This is a genomic window from Thiosulfatihalobacter marinus (assembly GCF_016019955.1).
GTDB classification, from domain to species: Bacteria; Pseudomonadota; Alphaproteobacteria; order Rhodobacterales; family Rhodobacteraceae; genus Shimia; species Shimia marinus_A.
In genome coordinates this window covers 271,055-288,005 of record NZ_JAECRZ010000004.1, presented here as the reverse complement: position 1 = coordinate 288,005, position 16,951 = coordinate 271,055, and the positions used below count along the sequence as shown (strand labels likewise).

Here is a 16,951-nt window from a genome sequence, read left to right as displayed (position 1 = left end):
TGCTATTCCCCTGTCATTCGCGAATTTCAGAGGCACGATGTCAGGTTTGGCTGACCCATGCAATGACAACCGAAACCGTGGCCACGGAGAACAGAGTGGAGAAGAGGATCGCCGCCGAAACCCGGTGGGGCGCCACGCCGTAATGCTGGGCAAGGATATAGACGTTGCCCGCCACGGGCAGCGCGGCGGCGGCGATCACCACGCCGGCGGAATAGGCATCGATCGGGAACAGCCAGAGCACGGCGATGGCGACGAACAAAGGATGCAGCACCAGCTTGCACCCCGAAAGCCAAAGCGCGATCTGCACGCGCTCAGCGGATTTGGAGGCCAGTGACGCGCCGATGGCAAACAGCGCGCCGGGTGTGGCCGCGCCCCCGAGAATGCCGAGAAATTCGTTCATCGGCCCGGGAATGGGGATTTCCAGCGCCGACCAGATCAGCCCCGACGAGATCGCGACGATCATGGGGTTCCTTATCAGGCCCAGACCGACGGTGCGCAGGATGCCAAGGCTCATCCGCCCGTCGCGCGCCCCGGTGATCAGGATGACGATCAGGCTGGAAAACACGATAAGATCGACCGCCAGCACCAGCATGACCGGGCCGATGGCCTGTTCGCCCAGCAGCAGCACCAGCATGGGCACGCCCAGAAAGCCGACATTGCCGATCACCGCGCATTGTGCCTCGATCGCGGCCGTTTGCACGTCGAGCCTGCGCAGGAAGGCCACGCCAGAGGCGATGGCATAGACCACCGCCGTGCCCCAGAGATAGGCGCCCACCAGTTTCCAGTTCAGGATGTCGCCCATGCTGAGATTGGCGGCAAAGCGGAACAACATCGCCGAAAGTGCAAAGTAGAACACGAACTTGGTAAGATAGGCGGTGGCCTCTTCGCTGAAAAACCGGGTGCGCCCGGCCCAGTAGCCCAGCCCGATCAGCGCAAAGAAGGGAATGGTCTTCAGAAAGATCGCTAACATGTGAACTTGGTAGCAGGATACACGACATGGTCAATGGATTAGGGTCAGGACCCATTAATCCTGCGCCACTGGTTTGACTGATTTGCTGTCTGACTACGTACAATGCCGCAGGAATAGTGGTTCTATTTCAAGGCATTGAAAGGACGTCAGGCGGCAAATCCGTCAAATCCGCAGGACGCCAAATCCACTTCATTTCAGCGGCTTGGCACGCTTGGAAATAGAGCCACTATGTCCGGCGCGCGCCAAACCCCCGAGATTTCGTGGATTTGGCGCCAGTGGTGCAGGATTAATGAGTCCTGACCCTAGGAGCGAGGCTTTTTCGGGCTGTTCGGCGTTCGGGGGATTTCCCCGCCACACGGGCTGGGATAGCGTGGCGGCATGAGCAGTGACCCCCGATTCATTCACCTGAGAACCCATACCGAATACTCTTTGCTGGAGGGCGCGGTGCGGTTGAAGAAACTGCCCGGCATCTGCGCCGACATGGACATGCCGGCGGTGGCCGTGACGGACACGAACAGCCTGTTTGGCGCGCTGGAGTTTTCCGTTGCGGCCAGCGGCGCGGGTATTCAGCCGATCATCGGCTGCCAGGTGGATGTGGCCATGCCCGACCCGGATCAGTCCGGGCGCAATCAGGCGCCTGCACCGGCGGCGGTGGTTCTGTTGGCGCAGACCGAAGCCGGGTATGAACATCTGATGAAGCTGTCGTCTTGTCTGTATGTGGACAAGGGCGGGCAGTTGCCGCAGGTCACGCTGGAAGAGCTGGAGGCGCATTCGCAGGGGCTGATCTGTCTGAGCGGCGGGCCGGACGGGCCGGTGGGGCGGCTGTTGCGGCAAGGCCAGCGCGGGGCGGCGGAGGCATTCATGCGCCGGTTGCACGGGATCTATGGCGACCGGCTTTATGTGGAATTGCAACGTCATCCGGGCGAGACCGGCCAGCCCGAGGCGGAACGGCTGACCGAACGCGGCTTTGTCGAAATGGCCTATGGGATGGACATTCCGCTGGTGGCCACGAATGACGTGTATTTCCCGCAAACCGGGATGTACGAGGCGCATGACGCGCTGATCTGTATCGCGGAAGGCGCCTATGTGGACCAGCAGGAGGGCCGTCGCCGCCTGACGCCGCAGCACTATTTCAAGAGCCAGCAGGAGATGGCAACGCTGTTTGCGGATCTGCCTGAAGCAATTGAAAACACGGTGGAAATTGCGCGTCGCTGTGCGTTCATGGCCTATCGGCGTGATCCGATCCTGCCGAAATTCGCCGATGACGAGGTGGCCGAGTTGCGGCGCATGGCCAATGAGGGCCTGAAGGCGCGGCTGGCGGTGATCCCGCATGCGGTGAGCGTGGAGGAGTACCAGCAACGGCTGGATTTCGAGCTGGATATCATCGAGGGGATGGGGTTTCCGGGCTATTTCCTGATTGTGGCGGATTTCATCCAGTGGGCCAAGGATCATGATATTCCGGTGGGGCCGGGGCGGGGCTCGGGGGCCGGGTCGCTGGTGGCCTATGCGCTGACCATCACCGATCTTGACCCGCTGCGCTATAACCTTCTGTTCGAACGGTTTTTGAACCCGGAACGGGTGTCGATGCCGGATTTTGACATCGATTTCTGCATGGATCGCCGGGAAGAGGTGATCCGTTATGTGCAAGAGAAATACGGGCGCGACAGGGTGGGGCAGATCATCACCTTTGGTGCGTTGCTGTCCAAGGCGGCGGTGCGCGATATCGGACGGGTGTTGCAGATGCCTTATGGGCAGGTGGACCGGCTGTCCAAGATGATCCCGGTGGAGGGGGTGAAGCCGGTCAGCATCAAGGAGGCGCTGGAGCAGGAGCCGCGTCTGCGCGAAGAAGCGCGCAACGAAGAGGTTGTGGACCGGTTGCTGACCTATGGCCAGCAGGTGGAGGGGCTGTTGCGCAATGCCTCGACCCATGCCGCCGGGGTGGTGATCGGCGACCGGCCGCTGGATGCGCTGGTGCCGCTGTATCAGGATCCGCGCTCGGACATGCCCGCGACCCAGTTCAACATGAAATGGGTCGAGCAGGCCGGGCTGGTGAAGTTCGACTTTCTGGGCCTGAAAACCCTGACGGTGATCCAGAACGCGATCGAGCAGATCCACGCCAGCGGGCGGCCGCTGCATGTGGCGGCGGATGGCCGGCAGTTATACGAGCCGGCGGAGGGGGCGGAGAACCAGATCAACGCCATCCCGCTGGACGACGAGGCGACCTATGGTCTTTATGCCTCGGCCAAGACGGTGGCCGTGTTTCAGGTGGAATCGACGGGCATGATGGATGCGCTCAAGCGCATGAAGCCCACCTGTATCGAGGACATCGTGGCGCTGGTGGCGCTGTATCGCCCGGGGCCGATGGAGAACATCCCGACCTATTGCGAGGTCAAGAACGGGCAGCGCGAGATTGAATCGGTGCACCCGCTGATCGACCATATTCTTGAGGAAACCCAAGGCATTATCGTCTATCAGGAACAGGTGATGCAGATCGCGCAGGTCATGGCCGGGTATTCGCTTGGCGGTGCGGACCTGTTGCGTCGGGCGATGGGCAAGAAGATCAAGGAGGCGATGGACGCCGAGCGGCCCAAGTTCGAGAAGGGCGCGGCGGAAAACGGTGTGCCGGCGAAAAAGGCGTCGGAGGTCTTCGACCTGTTGGAGAAATTCGCCAATTACGGGTTCAACAAGTCGCACGCGGCGGCCTATGCGGTGGTGTCTTATCAGACGGCGTGGCTGAAGGCGAACCACCCTGTCGAGTTCATGGCCGGGGTGATGAACTGCGATATTCACCTGACGGACAAGCTGGCCGTGTATTTCGAAGAGGTGAAAAAGGCGCTGAAGCTGCCCTATGTGCCGCCCTGCGTGAACCGGTCGGACGCGACGTTCCGGGTGGTGGACGGGGCGCTGGTTTATGCGCTGGGGGCGCTCAAGAATGTGGGCGTCGAGGCGATGAGGCTGGTGGTTGCGGGGCGCAGCGTGGACGGGGTGGACAAGCCTTTTGCCACGCTGTTCGATTTCGCGCGCCGGGTGGATCTGAAGAAGGTGGGCAAGCGCCCGCTGGAGATGCTGGCGCGGTCAGGGGCGTTTGACGGGCTGGATCCGAACCGGCGGCGCGTGCTGGAAAGCCTGGATGCGCTGGTCGCCTATTCGGCGGCGATCCACGAGCAGAAGGACAGCAACCAGGTATCGCTGTTTGGCGAGGCCGGGGACGATCTGCCCGAGCCGCGCCTGTCGCCCGTGGGGGATTGGCTGCCCGCTGAGAAGCTGGATGAAGAGGCCAAGGCAATCGGATTTTTCCTTTCAGGTCATCCACTTGAGGATTATCTGCCGGCGCTTCGGCGCAAGAAGGTGCCAACGCTGGACGAGCTGATGGAGAAGGCGCGGGGCGGGGCCTGTATCGAAAAACTGGCCGGGCGTGTCTCGGGGCGGCAAGAGCGCAAGTCGCAGCGCGGCAACCGGTTTGCCTTTGCCCAGATGAGCGACACGACCGGCGCCTTCGAGGTGACGATCTTCAGCGACACGCTTGAAAAATGCCGCGAACATCTGGAGACCGGATCAAAGGTTGTGGTGACGGTCAAGGCCGAGGTGGAGGCGGATCAGCTCAAGCTGTTGGCGCAGAATATCGTGCCGCTGGATCAGTTTGTGGCGGATGCGGGCTCGGCGGGGTTGAAGATATTCCTGGAGGATGCCGGGGCGGTCAGACCGGTGGCCAACGTGTTGCAGGGCGCGGCGGAAAGCCTGAAGGGAAGCCCGCGCGGGCCGGTGATGCTGTGCCTGCTGGACCCGGAACTGCCCGGCGAGGTGGAGATGGATCTGAAGGCGAAATTCCCGGTGAACCCGCAGATCAAGGGCGCGCTGAAATCGCTGGAAGGGGTGATGGCGGTCGAGGAATACTGAGCCGCGCCCCGGAGTTTCGGCCCTACCTGTGATTCGATGGTTAACGGCCTTGTTTTGCAAGGGTCGGGGGATCGGCCTTGCGTCGGTATCACGTCGGTATTGCGACGGTATCGCCCGCGTGCGGGGCCTGAAAAGCCATGTGTTAACGCGGCGGGCGCAAGGGTTTGTTCATATGTCCCGCTTGATACCCGAGGCCGCGACAGGGCGGGCCGCCGCGTAAGGTATCGGCGTTGCCGGGCGCTGGCTTACCGCCGGCGGCGCACGGGTTTCCTGCGGGTCTCGGGGGGCCTGGCACCATCCAGGCCAAGCTGGTCGCGCACGATGCGGCGGCGCACTTCCTCGACTTCGCCCGGTTTGAGATTGCCCAGCTGGAACGGGCCGTAGGATACGCGGATCAGGCGGTTGACGGTCAGGCCGATCGCCTCCATCGCGCGGCGGATCTCGCGGTTCTTGCCCTCGCGCAGGCCGATCGTGGCCCAGGCATTGGCGCCTTGCTGCCGGTCAAGCGTGATTTCCATGGGCTGGAAATGCTCGCGGTCGATCACGATGCCCTCGCGCAGCGGGGCAAAGGTGGACTCGGTCGGGCGGCCATTGATACGCACGCGATACCGGCGCAGCCAGCCGGTGGCGGGCAGTTCCAGCTTGCGCTTGACGCCGCCATCATTGGTCAGCAGCAGGAGCCCTTCGGAATTGATGTCGAGCCGCCCCACTGTCATGACGCGCGGCAGCGTGTCGGGCAGGCGGTCAAAGATCGTTTCGCGGCCCTTCTCATCCTTGTTGGATGTCACCAGCCCGATCGGCTTGTGATAAAGCCAGATCCGTTCCGGTTCGGGTTCGGCGATCGGTTTGCCGTCTACCGTGATGCGGTCGCTGGCGGTTACGTTCAGCGCCGGGCTGGTCTGTTTGCGGCCATTCACGGACACGCGCCCGGCCTCGATCATGCGTTCGGCCTCGCGGCGCGAGGCGACCCCGGCACGGGCCAGGACCTTGGCGATGCGATCACCGGCGGGGGTATCGGATTTCGGGCTGTTCTGGGTCATGCCCTTCCCTCTAGCGGGGTTTGGGGGATTGCGAAAGGGGGCAAGGCGGGGCAGTGATGGGGGCATGGTGTTCAAGAGCTACATGGACCTGGCGCTGGAAGAGGCGCGCGCGGCGGCGGGACGCGGCGAGGTGCCGGTGGGCGCGGTGATCGTGTCGCCCGAAGGCGAAGTGGTTGCGGCGGCGGGCAACCGGACGCGGGAATGGTGTGATCCCACGGCCCATGCCGAGATCGTGGCGCTGCGCGCGGCGTGCCGGGCGCTGGGCAGCGAGCGTCTTGCGGACCATGATCTGTATGTCACGCTGGAGCCGTGCCCGATGTGCGCCAGCGCCATCAGCCAGGCACGAATCGCGCGGCTGTATTATGGTGCCGCCGATCCCAAATCGGGGGGCTTGGCGCAGGGGCCACGGGTGTTTGCCCATCCCCAAAGCCACCACGTGCCCGAGCTGTATGACGGGATTGGCGCGCGCGAGTCAGAGGCGCTGCTCCGGGCGTTCTTCGCGGCGCGCCGCGCAGAGTAGGAGCAGAACAGGATCAGGCGGGCAGCACGAAAATTTCGCGCGGGACATCGGCCAGCGGCTGGCCGCCCTCGGGCGTGACCACGAAAGTTTCGGTGATCGCCACGCCCCAGTCCGGGGTCCACAGCCCCGGCATCAGGTGGAAGGTCATGTTTTCCCGGATCGGCGTGGTGTCGCCCGGGCGCAGGCTCATGGTGCGTTCGCCCCAGTCGGGCGGGTAGCTGAGCCCGACCGGATAGCCGGTGCGGTTGCCTTTGACATAGCCCGCGCGGGCAAAGCTTTCATAGACTCGGGCGGCCACCTCTTCGCAGGTGGCGCCGGGGCGCGCGGCGGCGAATGTGTCGGTGATGGCGGTGAGAATCGCCTCTTCGGCGCGGCGGATATCGGCGGGGGGGTCCCCAAGGTAGAGCGTGCGGCTGACCGGGCAGTGATAGCGGTGATAACAGCCCGAGATTTCGAAATAGGTGGCTTCGCCCGCGACAAGGTGACGATCGTTCCAGGTGATATGCGAGGCCGATGCCTCGGTGCCCGAAGGGGCAATTGGGGCTATGGCCGCATAGTCGCCGGCGATGCCGGGCAGGCCCGAGACGCCTGCGGCCTGTACCTCGGCCACCAGTTCGTGTTTGGGGCGCCCGGGATGGAACCCGGCGCGCAGGGTGGTGTGCATATGGGCGGTGAGTTGCCCGGCCTTGCGCATCATGTCGAGTTCGGCCGGGCTTTTGACCGCGCGCTGCCAGTTCACGAGGCCGGTGGCGTCGGTGATCCGGTCGGCGCCAAAGGCATCCAGCAACACCTGATGCGATCTGGCGGAATAGTAATAATTGTCCATCTCGACGCCGATGGCGCGGGTCCAGCCACGGGCCCGCAGATGATCGGCCAGTGACTCGTAGGGGTGGTGATCGGGGTGCTGGACATGCTCTTCGGGCCAGTCGAGCAGGTTGTCGGCGGGCAGCCGGGTGGTTTGCGCGGCACCGGGGCGGTCCTGGGTGCGGCCCCACCAGAGCGGTTCGCCCGACAGGTGCAGGATGACGGCCTGGGGAACATAGAAGCTCCACCCGTCATAGCCGGTGAGCCAGGCCATGTTGGACGGATCCGCGACGATCAGCGTATCGATGCCTTGCGCGGCCATGGCGGCGCGGGTCCTGGCGAGGCGGGTGGCGTATTCCGCAGGGGTGAAATCGCTGGCGGGCATGGGCGCTCCTTTCAGGGGGGTGTCAGGCGATAGGTGAGATGGGTTCCCGGCAGGCCCCGGAGCGGGCGGTTGTCGGGATCGGTGAAGTGCAGGCTGGCGTCCTCCCCGGCGATCAGGCGCGCGGCGTCGGTGACGCGGATTTCACCGGGCGCGGCGGAATCGGCCACGCGGGCGGCCTTGTTGACGACGGTGCCGAAGAAATCGTCGCTGGCGCGGATCACCTCGCCGGTATGGATGCCGATGCGCAGCGCCAGGGCGGGCTCTTCGGGCGCGGCGGCGACCCGCGCCTGAAGGTCAAGCGCCGCCGTCAGCGCGTTGCGGGCCGAGGGGAAGGCGCTCATCGTGCCGTCGCCCAGCGATTTGACAAGTTCGCCGCCGTGATCGGACAGGCAGGCGCGGATGATCCCCATGTGCCGGTCAAGCACCTGCATCCACATCCTGTCGCCGACCATGGCGGCCAGTCGGGTGGACCCGGCGATGTCGGTGAACATGATCGAGGCAAGACCCTCGGTGCCAAAATCGTGGTTGGCCGCCTGAGCGGCTGTGAGAAGCGCCTGAAAGGCGGTGTGTTCGATGCCCAGCTTTGGCATGTTCCGGGTCGCTTCGGAGATGTGATGCTGGATCATTTTCCAGCTGCCCTGCTGGAGGACGAAAACAAAGGTGGCGCGGTGGGAGCCGGTGGCGCCGGTCCGGGCAAAGTGAAACCTGCTGCTGTAATGCGCCCAGCCGGTTTCGCCGTTTTCAAAGGCGGCGATGTCCACGTCGGTTTCGGTGAAGTCGGGAATCTCGGCCATATGGGCGGAGATGCCGTCGCGTATGATCGGGCCCTGCCAGATTTCGCCGTCGGCGGTGCCGATATAGACCACCGCCTCGTCCTGGCTGAAGTAATGCGGCAGGTCGGCCACGGCATGGGTGCGGATGGCGCTGGTAAAGCGGCGCACGATGGCGGCGATCTCGGGCGAGGGACGGATCATGGCGCCCAGTCCAGCGCATGTGTGGCATGGTCGCCGTCGAACCCCTTGAGCCTGACGACCCGCGGGGCGGTGAAGGCAAGATCGCCGCAGCCGCCGACCATGGCGCGGGTGGTGTCGGAGACCCGGATCGTGCCCGGCTCGGCCATGGCGGTGATGCGGGCGGCCTTGTTCACGACGTTGCCGAAGAATTCGTCATCCGATTGCACCACGTCGCCGGTGTGCAGGCCGATGCGCAGGTGCAGCACCGGTTCTTCGGCCCGCGCGGCCATGGCGCGCTGGATCTCCACCGCCGCCGAAAGCGCGGCGCGGGCGGAGGAAAAGCTGGACATGGTGCCGTCGCCCAGCGATTTCACGAACTGCCCGCCATGGGTTTCGATGATCCGGCGGATTTCGGCGAAATGCGCGCCCATGCGCGACGACCAGGCGCGATCCCCCAGCGCATTGGCCAATGTGGTACTGTCGACAACATCGGTGAACATGACCGAGGCCAGCCCCTCGCGCTGGCCCAGCGAGAAGCCCTGTAGCGCCGCATCGACCAGCGCCTGGATCGCCGCGTGTTCGTGCCCGGTGGTGTCCTTGTTGGGTGCAGGCACCGAGGCATGACGCAGGACGATTTTCCAGGCGTTGTCTTCCAGAACAAACACCAGCGTAGAGTGAAACACGATCGGGTCGGCGCGGGTTTCGAACCAGAACCTGTTGACAAAGAACGTCCAGCCGATTCCGTCTTTTCATGGGCCTCGGCAAATATCTCTTCGTATTTCAGAACGTTCGGGATCTCGGCGAAATGGGCGTCAATGGCCTTGCGCACGGCGGGGCCCGACCATGTTTCGCCCTGGGCAGAGCCGACAAAGCGCAGCACGTCGCCCCTGGACATAAAATGCTTTAGCTGGCCGTCCTGCCGTTCGATCACCGCCCGGAACCAGCGCCGCGCCACGGCCAGCAATTCGGGGGATGGCCGGATCATGCGCGCCACTCCAGCCGAAAGGTCGTGTGATCGCCGTCGAAACCCTTGAGGACCGTGGCAATGGGGAGCGAAAAGGCAAGGCCGGCACCGGGCTCGACAAGGTCGCGGGTTGCATCCGACACCCGGATTTCGCCCGGTTCCGCGACCGAAGTGATGCGGGCCGCCTTGTTCACGACGTTTCCGAAGAAATCGGCGTCGGTCTGGACGACGGGGCCGGTATGAATACCGATGCGCAGCGCGATGGACGGCCCGTCGGAACCGGCGACAGCGGTCAGGATCGCTTGCGCAGCACGCAGGGCATGGACCGGATCGGGAAAGCTGGACATGGTGCCGTCGCCGAGGGACTTGACGAATTGCCCGTCCGCGTCCTCGATGATCCGGCGCAGGGCGGCGAAATGGCGGGCGACCTCGGACGACCAGAGCCGGTCGCCCATCACCGAGGCGATGCGCGAGGAATTCACGATATCGGTGAACATGACCGAGGCGAAGCCAGCGCGCTGATCCAGGGCGAATCCCTGACGCGCTGCGGCGACCAGATCGGCAATCGCGGTCTGTTCGGTGCCGGTCATCGTGGCATTCGGGATCGGCACCGACCCGTGACGGTGCACGATGCGCCACGTCCCGCCTTCCAGAACGAAGACCAGCGTTGTGCGCACATTGAAAAGGCGGTCGGGCTGATTGGCGAAGATCAGCTCGTGGTTCAGAACGGCCCAGCCCGTGCCGCCATTTTCATGGGCCTCGGCAAAGGTTTCCTCGTGCCTGACGAGATCCGGGATCACGCCGAAGAATTCCGCGACCCCGTCGCGCACCGCGCCGCCGCGCCACAATTCGTCATCGCCGGTGCCCACGAACAGCAGATGATCGTGGTCGGTCAGCAGGTTGCGCAGTTCGTCGGGCCTGCGGTTGGGGATGGCGGCGATCCAGCGCCGCGCCACGGCCAGCAATTCAGGGGATGGCCTGACACCGCTCATGCCTGCCACGCAAGCCGATAGATCATGTGTTCGCCCTCCAGCCCCTTGAGTTTCACGGCCACGGCTTCGCCAAAGGCAAACTCGGGCGCGGTGCCGACCATGATCCGGGTGGCATCCGACAGGCAGATTTCCGCAGGCCCCGCCAGCGCCGCGACGCGCGCCGCCTTGTTGACGACCGTGCCGAAGAAATCGTCGCCTGCATCGACCACTTCGCCGGTGTGAATGCCAACCCGCAGGGGCAGGCGCGGTTCCTGCTGGCTTGCCGCCATGGCGGTCTGGATGTCGCGCGCCGTCTGAAGCGCCTGGCGGGCACTGGGATAGGTTGACATGGTGCCGTCGCCCAACGTCTTGATCAGCCGGCCACCCCCTGCCGAAATCAGGTCTGACAGGGTTTCCAGATGGCGTTTGACCGCGCCGCTCCAGACCGTGTCGCCAACGGTTTCGGCAATGGCCGAACTGTCGACGATATCGGTGAACATGACCGAGGCCATGCCGGTCTGGCCGATATCCAGCGGCGTATCTGTCGCGGCCTGCAAAAGCTCTTCGACGCCCCTGGCCTCATAGCCCATGTTCTCGGTATTGGGGCGGGGGCTTGAATGATGTGCGTGCACCAGCCGCCATTGCCCGCGCTCCAGGCGAAAAAGATGCGTGCCGCGCACCACCGCCGTCTTGCCGGTGGTAAAGGTGATCTCGACCCGGAAAACCGCATAGCCGGTGTCGCCCCGCTCGAAGGCGTTGACCTCCAGCCGGTCGAGCGCGAATTGGGGCTTTGTCTGCACATAGGCGGGCATGATCGCGCGCAATGTCGCCCCGTCCCACAGCTCGTTTTCGGCAGTGCCCTGATAGAACACCGCCGGGCTGTCGCTGAACAGGTTCAAGAGCGTCTCAACGTCATTGCCGCCATAGGCCGCAAGGTACCGGCGCACGATGGCGCCCAGCTCCGGGGAGGCGTCGAACTCTGTGTCGGCAAGCGTGGCCATCGCCGGTCAGACCTCGATCGCCAGCATCACCTCGGGTTCGATCACCTCGACCCCCGGCAATCCGGCGCGCAGATCTTCCGCGCCCTGTTCCAGAATCGGGAAGGTCCTGTAATGGCAGGGAATCACTGTCTGGAAATTGAAATAGCGCCTCGCGGCATAGGCGGCGGCCTTCATGTCCATGGTGAAATGCCCCCCCGCCGACAGGATGCCGATCTGGGGTTTGTAATACGCCCCCATCCAATCCATGTCGGCCATGATGTCGGTGTCGCCGGAAACATAGACCGTCTTGCCCTCGGCCCGCAGCATGTACCCCACCTCGGATCCGGCCGCCCTGGGACCGTCATCGCCCGCGAAAGTGGAACTGTGCGAGGCGGGCACCATCGAAAGCTGCACACCGCCCAGATCCACCGTGCCACCCTTGTTGAAACCAATGGTGTCCAGATGTTCGTGTTCGTTCCAATAGGACATCAGATCGTACTGGCCCACCATGGGCGCACCCAGCTTGCGCGCCAGCGGCAGCATGTCGGCCACGTGATCGAAATGCGCATGGGTCAGGATCAGGTGCGTGCCACCCGCCACCGCCGCCTCGTGCCGGTCTTCGGGCAGGACCGGGTTGCCGGTGAGCCACGGATCGATCAACAGCACCTTGTCGCCGGTTTCGATGCGAAAGCTGCCATGGCCAAGCCAGATGATTTGCATGATGACTCTCCCTGTGTCTGAAATGGGCTGGCACCAGACTAGCACGGCAAACCCGTGAGGGAAGACAGCAGATGGATTGGACGCGCAGCGTAGACAGCTATTGCGAGCGGCTGGGGCCACAATACTGGGCCGAACCGGTCAACGCCCTGACAAATCTGGCGTTTCTGGTGGCGGCCTGGGTGATGTGGCGCCGGGTGCAGGGGCCGGGCCTGGGGGTGGCGCGGGGTCTGGTCGGGGTGCTGGCGGCTATCGGGATCGGCAGCTACCTGTTCCACACCCATGCCCGGGTCTGGGCCGGTCTGGCCGACACCGTGCCGATCGCCCTGTTTGTCCTGCTCTACATCGCCGCCGCGAACCGCGCCTTCTGGGGGCTGCGCCCCTGGCCCGCGCTGGGCGCGACCCTGCTGTTCTTCCCCTTTGCCGCCCTCACCATCCCGCTGTTTGCGCAAATCCCCCTGATCGGCGGATCGGCCTTCTACTGGCCGGTGCCGCTCCTGATCGCGCTCTATGCGCTGCTGCTGCGCGCCCGCCTGCCCGAAACAGCCCGCGGCCTCGGCCTCGGCGCGGCGATTCTGAGCGTGTCCCTCACCCTGCGCAGCCTCGATGCGCCGCTCTGCGCCGCCTGGCCGCCGGGCACGCATTTCCTGTGGCATATCCTGAACGCAGTCATGCTGGGCTGGATGATCGAGGTCTACAGGCGGCACGTGATCCGACAGCACTGACCCCGCGCTCTTCTTTTGGCCCCAAATATCCCGGGGGAGTCGCCAAAGGCGACGGGGGCAGCGCCCCCCCATGGCCCCCGTCGCGGACCCGCGCGCCGGATCGGGCCGGAATGCCCGGCCAACCGCTTGCACCGCGCCGGGCGGGGCGGTAAAGGCTGTGGTCAAGTTGCAACCGGAGAGACCTCGCTCATGTCGATTGACAAGGACACCGCCGCGCGCGTTGCCAAGCTGGCGCGCATCAGGGTCGAAGAAGACGCGCTGCCCGCGCTGGCGCAGGAATTCAACACGATCCTGGGCTTCATCGAACAGCTCAACGAAGTGGATGTGAGCGGCGTGGAGCCGATGACCTCGGTCACGCCGATGCGCCTCAAGCGGCGTCAGGACGTGGTGACGGACGGCAATCAACAGGACAGGATCCTCGCCAACGCGCCGGACGCGCGCGAAGGCTTTTTCGCAGTCCCGAAGGTGGTGGAGTGATGGGCGATCTGAACAAGCTGGGGCTGGCCGAAGCCCGTGACAAACTGCGCAGCCGCGATCTGACCTCGGTGGATCTCACCCAGGCCTGTCTGGACGCCATCGAAGGCGCCGGCGCGCTGAACGCCTTTGTGCACAACACGCCCGAACTGGCGCTGGAACAGGCCAGGGCGGCGGATGCCCGCATCGCCATGGGCGACGCGCCGGACATGTGCGGCCTGCCGCTGGGCATCAAGGATCTGTTCTGCACCAAGGGCGTGCCAAGCCAGGCGGCAAGCGGCATCCTCAAAGGGTTCGTGCCCGAGTATGAATCCACCGTCACCCGGAACCTGTTCGATGCGGGTGCGGTGATGCTGGGCAAGCTGAACATGGACGAATTCGCCATGGGCTCGTCCAACGAAACCTCTGTCTATGGCAACGCGGTCAATCCGTGGCGCCGGGGCAATGAAGACACGGCGCTGACGCCGGGCGGCTCTTCGGGCGGCTCCGCCGCCGCGGTGGCGGCCGATCTGTGTCTTGCGGCCACCGGCACCGATACCGGCGGTTCGATCCGCCAGCCCGCCGCCTTTACCGGCATCACCGGCATCAAGCCCACCTACGGGCGCTGCTCGCGCTGGGGTGTCGTGGCCTTTGCCTCGTCGCTGGATCAGGCCGGGCCGATGACGAAAAACGTGCGCGACGCGGCGATCATGCTGGAAACCATGTGCAGCCATGACCCGATGGACAGCACCAGCGCAGACATCCCGGTGCCGAATTTCGAGGCGATGCTGACCGGCGACATTCGTGGCAAGAAGATCGGTATCCCCCGGGAATATCACATGGACGGGATGCCCGCCGAGATCGACGCGCTTTGGGCCGAAGGGCGCGAGATGCTGAAAGGCGCCGGCGCCGAGATTGTCGACATCTCGCTGCCGCACACGAAATACGCGCTGCCCGCCTATTACGTGATCGCCCCTGCCGAGGCCTCGTCCAACCTGGCGCGCTATGACGGCGTGCGCTATGGCCACCGCGCCACGCTAGCACAGGGCGACGGCATTACCGAGATGTACGAGAAAACCCGCGCCGAAGGTTTCGGCCACGAGGTGCAGCGCCGCGTGATGGTGGGCACTTACGTGCTGTCGGCCGGTTTTTATGACGCCTATTACAACCGCGCCCGCAAGGTGCGTGCGCTGATCAAGAAAGATTTCGAGGACGTGTTTGCGCAGGGTGTCGACGCGATCCTCACCCCGGCCACCCCGTCTGCGGCCTTTGGTCTGGGCGAGATGAGCGAGGCCGACCCGGTCAAGATGTACCTGAACGATGTCTTCACCGTCACGGTCAACCTGGCGGGTCTGCCCGGCATCGCGGTGCCGGCGGGGCTGGACAAGCAGGGGCTGCCGCTGGGGTTGCAACTGATCGGGCGGCCCTGGGAAGAGGGCGATCTGCTGAATACGGCCTATGCCCTGGAACAGGCCGCCGGGTTTGTGGCCAAACCGGCGAAATGGTGGTAAAACTGCTGCCAGGCAAGAAATAGCAGGGCAGACAATGAAGCGGATACTCCTTTCGGGAATTGCGCTGGCCATCCTGGCCGCGTGCCAGCCCCGGATCCCCGACAGCGCCGCCGGGGTCGGATTCGACAATGAGATCAACGCGCCCCAGGCGCGGGCCCGCCGCGAAGCGGACCTGAGCAGTCAGGCGGTTCCGCCGCCGCGCGTCGTCAGCCAGGAAACCGTTCCGGATGCGCCCCGCGTGACGGCGCCGCCGTTGCAGTCCACGGCGCCGCTGGCGACAACCGCCACCGCGCCCCGGCCCCAGCCGGCCACAACGCCCGGTCAATCCGCCAGCCAGGGCAGCGAAGCCGCCGATATCGCCCGCGAGACCGAGGCCGCACTGGCCGCGGCGCGCGCCAATTCCGGCCAGCAGCCGCTGGTCGCCAGCCCGTCCAACCCGCCGCCGCCGGTTCTGTCCAACCCCGGCATTTCCGACGAAAACGATTTTTCAGTCGTTGACGAGCGCCGGTCAATCGAGGCGGACGCGGCGCTGCGCGAACGCAACAAGGCCAATTACAAGCTGATCACACCGACGGCGGTGCCACAGCGGACGGGCAGCACCGGACCCAACATTGTGGCCTATGCGCTGTCCACAAACACTCCGCGCGGAACCCGGGTGTATCAGCGCATCGGCTTCACCTCCGCCGCGCGCTATGAAAAGAACTGCGCCAAGTTCTCCCATGCCGACCAGGCGCAAACCGCGTTCCTGGAAAAAGGCGGTCCCAAGGTCGACCGGCTGGGCCTGGACCCGGATGGCGATGGCTATGCCTGTGACTGGGATCCGTCGCCCTTCCGCAAGGCCGCCGGCAACTAGCGTGTCGGCCAGCCCGGACCCCGTGGATCTTCCCTCGCCGAATTTCGGGCCACGCCGCAACGGGCTGCGGCCCGAATTCGTCGTGCTGCACTATACCGCGATGATCAGCGCCAAAGCGGCGCTGGCGCGCCTGTGCGATCCCGGCCCGCAAGTATCGGCGCATTACCTGATCTGCGAAAAAGGGCGGGTTTTCCGGCTGGTGCCCGAAGAGATGCGCGCATGGCACGCCGGGGCGGGCCGCTGGCGCGGCAAGGATGACATCAACTCGCGCTCGATCGGTATCGAACTGCAAAATCGCGGCGATCACCCCTATTGCGAACCGCAAATGACGGCGCTGGAGACGCTGCTGACAGGGATCATGGCGCGCTGGAACATTCCGCCAGATGGCGTGATCGGCCATTCCGATATGGCGCCGGGGCGCAAATCCGATCCCGGGGCGCGATTCGACTGGCGCCGCCTTGCGCTGCAAGGCCTGTCGGTCTGGCCCGATGCCGGCGCCCGCGAAAGCGGCCCGCGGGACTGGCCGGAACTGGCAGCCCGGTTCGGCTATCCGATGGATGATCCGGACGCGAGCCTAGCCGCGTTTCGTGCCCGGTTCCGCCCGCGATACACCGGCCCCGCCGACATCGAAGACATACGCATCCTCGACCGCCTGCTGCACCGGTCCTGAACTTCATTTTGCCAAAAATACTCAAAAACCGACACTGCCACACGCGCTGCGATTGACGCCATGGGCGCAACCGCCTACATCCCGGAACGCGCAGAGGGCCGGATGGCCGCGGGGCAACCCGAGGAAAGTCCGGACTCCACAAGGCAACGGTGCCGGGTAACGCCCGGCCGGGGCAACCCGAGGGAAAGCGCCACAGAGAACAGACCGCCACCGCGCTCAGGTCGGGGAACCGATACCTGCGGGGGTAAGGGTGAAACGGTGGGGTAAGAGCCCACCGCGCCGCTGGCAACAGCGGTGGCACGGCAAGCCCCACCGGGAGCAATGCCAAATAGGGATCGCGTGCGGGTCAACCCGCAGGGGCGCCTTGCCCCGAGCAGATCCGGGTTGGCAGCTTGAGGCCACGCGGCAACGCGTGGTCCAGATGAATGGTCATCGGTCCCGGGGAAACCCGGGGTTACAGAATCCGGCTTACACGCCCTCTGCGCATATCTGCCTTCCGTCACGGCGGGGGCAGACAAACCTTGCCGATTGCGTTTAA

General features: G+C 64.8%; 15 protein-coding genes and 1 other RNA gene. 8 read left to right on the top strand and 8 right to left on the bottom strand.

Annotation, left to right across the window (positions count from 1 at the left end; genetic code table 11):
* Nucleotides 1-40 precede the first annotated feature (40 nt).
* Complete coding sequence (locus I3253_RS08580) at nt 41-970, bottom strand: AEC family transporter (RefSeq protein WP_197917241.1); 930 nt, start codon at nt 968-970, stop codon at nt 41-43.
* A 378-nt stretch (nt 971-1,348) separates the two neighbouring features.
* Between I3253_RS08580 and dnaE the strand changes: the two genes are divergently transcribed.
* Nucleotides 1,349-4,867: a DNA polymerase III subunit alpha gene (dnaE, locus tag I3253_RS08575; RefSeq protein WP_197917240.1), complete on the top strand. Its 3,519-nt coding sequence runs from the start codon at nt 1,349-1,351 to the stop codon at nt 4,865-4,867.
* A 245-nt stretch (nt 4,868-5,112) separates the two neighbouring features.
* On the opposite strand, the gene I3253_RS08570 is transcribed toward dnaE, so the two are convergent.
* Nucleotides 5,113-5,907 (bottom strand): pseudouridine synthase, encoded by a 795-nt coding sequence (locus tag I3253_RS08570; protein ID WP_197917239.1) that lies wholly within the window; start codon nt 5,905-5,907, stop codon nt 5,113-5,115.
* Nucleotides 5,908-5,971: 64 nt separating this feature from the next.
* On the opposite strand from I3253_RS08570, the gene I3253_RS08565 reads away from it, so the two are divergent.
* Nucleotides 5,972-6,427, top strand: a complete 456-nt coding sequence (locus I3253_RS08565) for a nucleoside deaminase (RefSeq protein ID WP_197917238.1) — start codon at nt 5,972-5,974, stop codon at nt 6,425-6,427.
* A 13-nt stretch (nt 6,428-6,440) separates the two neighbouring features.
* Here the strand turns inward: I3253_RS08565 and I3253_RS08560 are convergent, their stop codons facing one another.
* The 6 genes from I3253_RS08560 to I3253_RS08535 all read right to left on the bottom strand — a co-directional run bounded on the left by I3253_RS08560 (nt 6,441) and on the right by I3253_RS08535 (nt 12,204).
* Complete coding sequence (locus I3253_RS08560; RefSeq protein ID WP_197917237.1) at nt 6,441-7,616, bottom strand: M24 family metallopeptidase; 1,176 nt, start codon at nt 7,614-7,616, stop codon at nt 6,441-6,443.
* Nucleotides 7,617-7,627: 11 nt separating this feature from the next.
* On the bottom strand, nt 7,628-8,590 hold the full coding sequence (locus tag I3253_RS08555; protein WP_197917236.1) for a nuclear transport factor 2 family protein: 963 nt from the start codon (nt 8,588-8,590) through the stop codon (nt 7,628-7,630).
* A complete protein-coding gene (locus I3253_RS20430) occupies nt 8,587-9,252 on the bottom strand; it encodes an adenylate/guanylate cyclase domain-containing protein (RefSeq protein WP_332255665.1) in 666 nt (221 codons plus the stop codon). Before I3253_RS20430 ends, I3253_RS08555 begins: the two co-directional genes overlap by 4 nt.
* A gap of 298 nt (nt 9,253-9,550) precedes the next feature.
* A complete protein-coding gene (locus I3253_RS08545) occupies nt 9,551-10,525 on the bottom strand; it encodes an adenylate/guanylate cyclase domain-containing protein (RefSeq protein ID WP_197917235.1) in 975 nt (324 codons plus the stop codon).
* Nucleotides 10,522-11,505, bottom strand: a complete 984-nt coding sequence (locus tag I3253_RS08540; RefSeq protein WP_197917234.1) for an AtzH-like domain-containing protein — start codon at nt 11,503-11,505, stop codon at nt 10,522-10,524. Before I3253_RS08540 ends, I3253_RS08545 begins: the two co-directional genes overlap by 4 nt.
* Before the next feature lie 6 nt (nt 11,506-11,511).
* On the bottom strand, nt 11,512-12,204 hold the full coding sequence (locus I3253_RS08535) for a metal-dependent hydrolase (RefSeq protein WP_197917233.1): 693 nt from the start codon (nt 12,202-12,204) through the stop codon (nt 11,512-11,514).
* A 71-nt stretch (nt 12,205-12,275) separates the two neighbouring features.
* Between I3253_RS08535 and I3253_RS08530 the strand changes: the two genes are divergently transcribed.
* The 6 genes from I3253_RS08530 (at nt 12,276) to rnpB (ending at nt 16,900) form a co-directional block, all read left to right on the top strand.
* Nucleotides 12,276-12,926, top strand: coding sequence for a ceramidase domain-containing protein (locus I3253_RS08530; protein WP_197917232.1), 651 nt, complete (start codon nt 12,276-12,278; stop codon nt 12,924-12,926).
* A gap of 189 nt (nt 12,927-13,115) precedes the next feature.
* Nucleotides 13,116-13,403, top strand: a complete 288-nt coding sequence (gene gatC / locus I3253_RS08525) for an Asp-tRNA(Asn)/Glu-tRNA(Gln) amidotransferase subunit GatC (RefSeq protein WP_197917231.1) — start codon at nt 13,116-13,118, stop codon at nt 13,401-13,403.
* The gene (gatA, locus tag I3253_RS08520; RefSeq protein WP_197917230.1) at nt 13,403-14,890 is read left to right on the top strand and encodes an Asp-tRNA(Asn)/Glu-tRNA(Gln) amidotransferase subunit GatA; all 1,488 of its coding nucleotides are present in this window, start codon (nt 13,403-13,405) and stop codon (nt 14,888-14,890) included. The genes gatC and gatA overlap by 1 nt, the downstream gene beginning before the upstream one ends.
* A 34-nt stretch (nt 14,891-14,924) precedes the next feature.
* Nucleotides 14,925-15,743 carry a hypothetical protein gene (locus I3253_RS08515; protein WP_197917229.1) on the top strand — a complete coding sequence of 273 codons (819 nt, stop codon included), beginning with the start codon at nt 14,925-14,927 and terminating at the stop codon, nt 15,741-15,743.
* A 1-nt stretch (nt 15,744) separates the two neighbouring features.
* Nucleotides 15,745-16,413 carry an N-acetylmuramoyl-L-alanine amidase gene (locus tag I3253_RS08510; RefSeq protein WP_408647797.1) on the top strand — a complete coding sequence of 223 codons (669 nt, stop codon included), beginning with the start codon at nt 15,745-15,747 and terminating at the stop codon, nt 16,411-16,413.
* Between the two features lie 90 nt (nt 16,414-16,503).
* Nucleotides 16,504-16,900: RNase P RNA component class A (gene rnpB, locus I3253_RS08505), an RNA gene on the top strand.
* Nucleotides 16,901-16,951 lie beyond the last annotated feature (51 nt).

What these genes read in the sequence shown, in the direction of transcription:
- I3253_RS08555 (WP_197917236.1), bottom strand. Translation starts at nt 8,590, where the DNA reads ATGATCCGTCCCTCGCCCGAGATCGCCGCCATCGTGCGCCGCTTTACC.
- I3253_RS08515 (WP_197917229.1), top strand. Translation starts at nt 14,925, where the DNA reads ATGAAGCGGATACTCCTTTCGGGAATTGCGCTGGCCATCCTGGCCGCG.
- I3253_RS08560 (WP_197917237.1), bottom strand. Translation starts at nt 7,616, where the DNA reads ATGCCCGCCAGCGATTTCACCCCTGCGGAATACGCCACCCGCCTCGCC.
- I3253_RS08530 (WP_197917232.1), top strand. Translation starts at nt 12,276, where the DNA reads ATGGATTGGACGCGCAGCGTAGACAGCTATTGCGAGCGGCTGGGGCCA.
- I3253_RS08535 (WP_197917233.1), bottom strand. Translation starts at nt 12,204, where the DNA reads ATGCAAATCATCTGGCTTGGCCATGGCAGCTTTCGCATCGAAACCGGC.
- dnaE (WP_197917240.1), top strand. Translation starts at nt 1,349, where the DNA reads ATGAGCAGTGACCCCCGATTCATTCACCTGAGAACCCATACCGAATAC.
- I3253_RS08565 (WP_197917238.1), top strand. Translation starts at nt 5,972, where the DNA reads ATGGTGTTCAAGAGCTACATGGACCTGGCGCTGGAAGAGGCGCGCGCG.
- gatA (WP_197917230.1), top strand. Translation starts at nt 13,403, where the DNA reads ATGGGCGATCTGAACAAGCTGGGGCTGGCCGAAGCCCGTGACAAACTG.
- I3253_RS08545 (WP_197917235.1), bottom strand. Translation starts at nt 10,525, where the DNA reads ATGAGCGGTGTCAGGCCATCCCCTGAATTGCTGGCCGTGGCGCGGCGC.
- gatC (WP_197917231.1), top strand. Translation starts at nt 13,116, where the DNA reads ATGTCGATTGACAAGGACACCGCCGCGCGCGTTGCCAAGCTGGCGCGC.
- I3253_RS08540 (WP_197917234.1), bottom strand. Translation starts at nt 11,505, where the DNA reads ATGGCCACGCTTGCCGACACAGAGTTCGACGCCTCCCCGGAGCTGGGC.
- I3253_RS08580 (WP_197917241.1), bottom strand. Translation starts at nt 970, where the DNA reads ATGTTAGCGATCTTTCTGAAGACCATTCCCTTCTTTGCGCTGATCGGG.
- I3253_RS08570 (WP_197917239.1), bottom strand. Translation starts at nt 5,907, where the DNA reads ATGACCCAGAACAGCCCGAAATCCGATACCCCCGCCGGTGATCGCATC.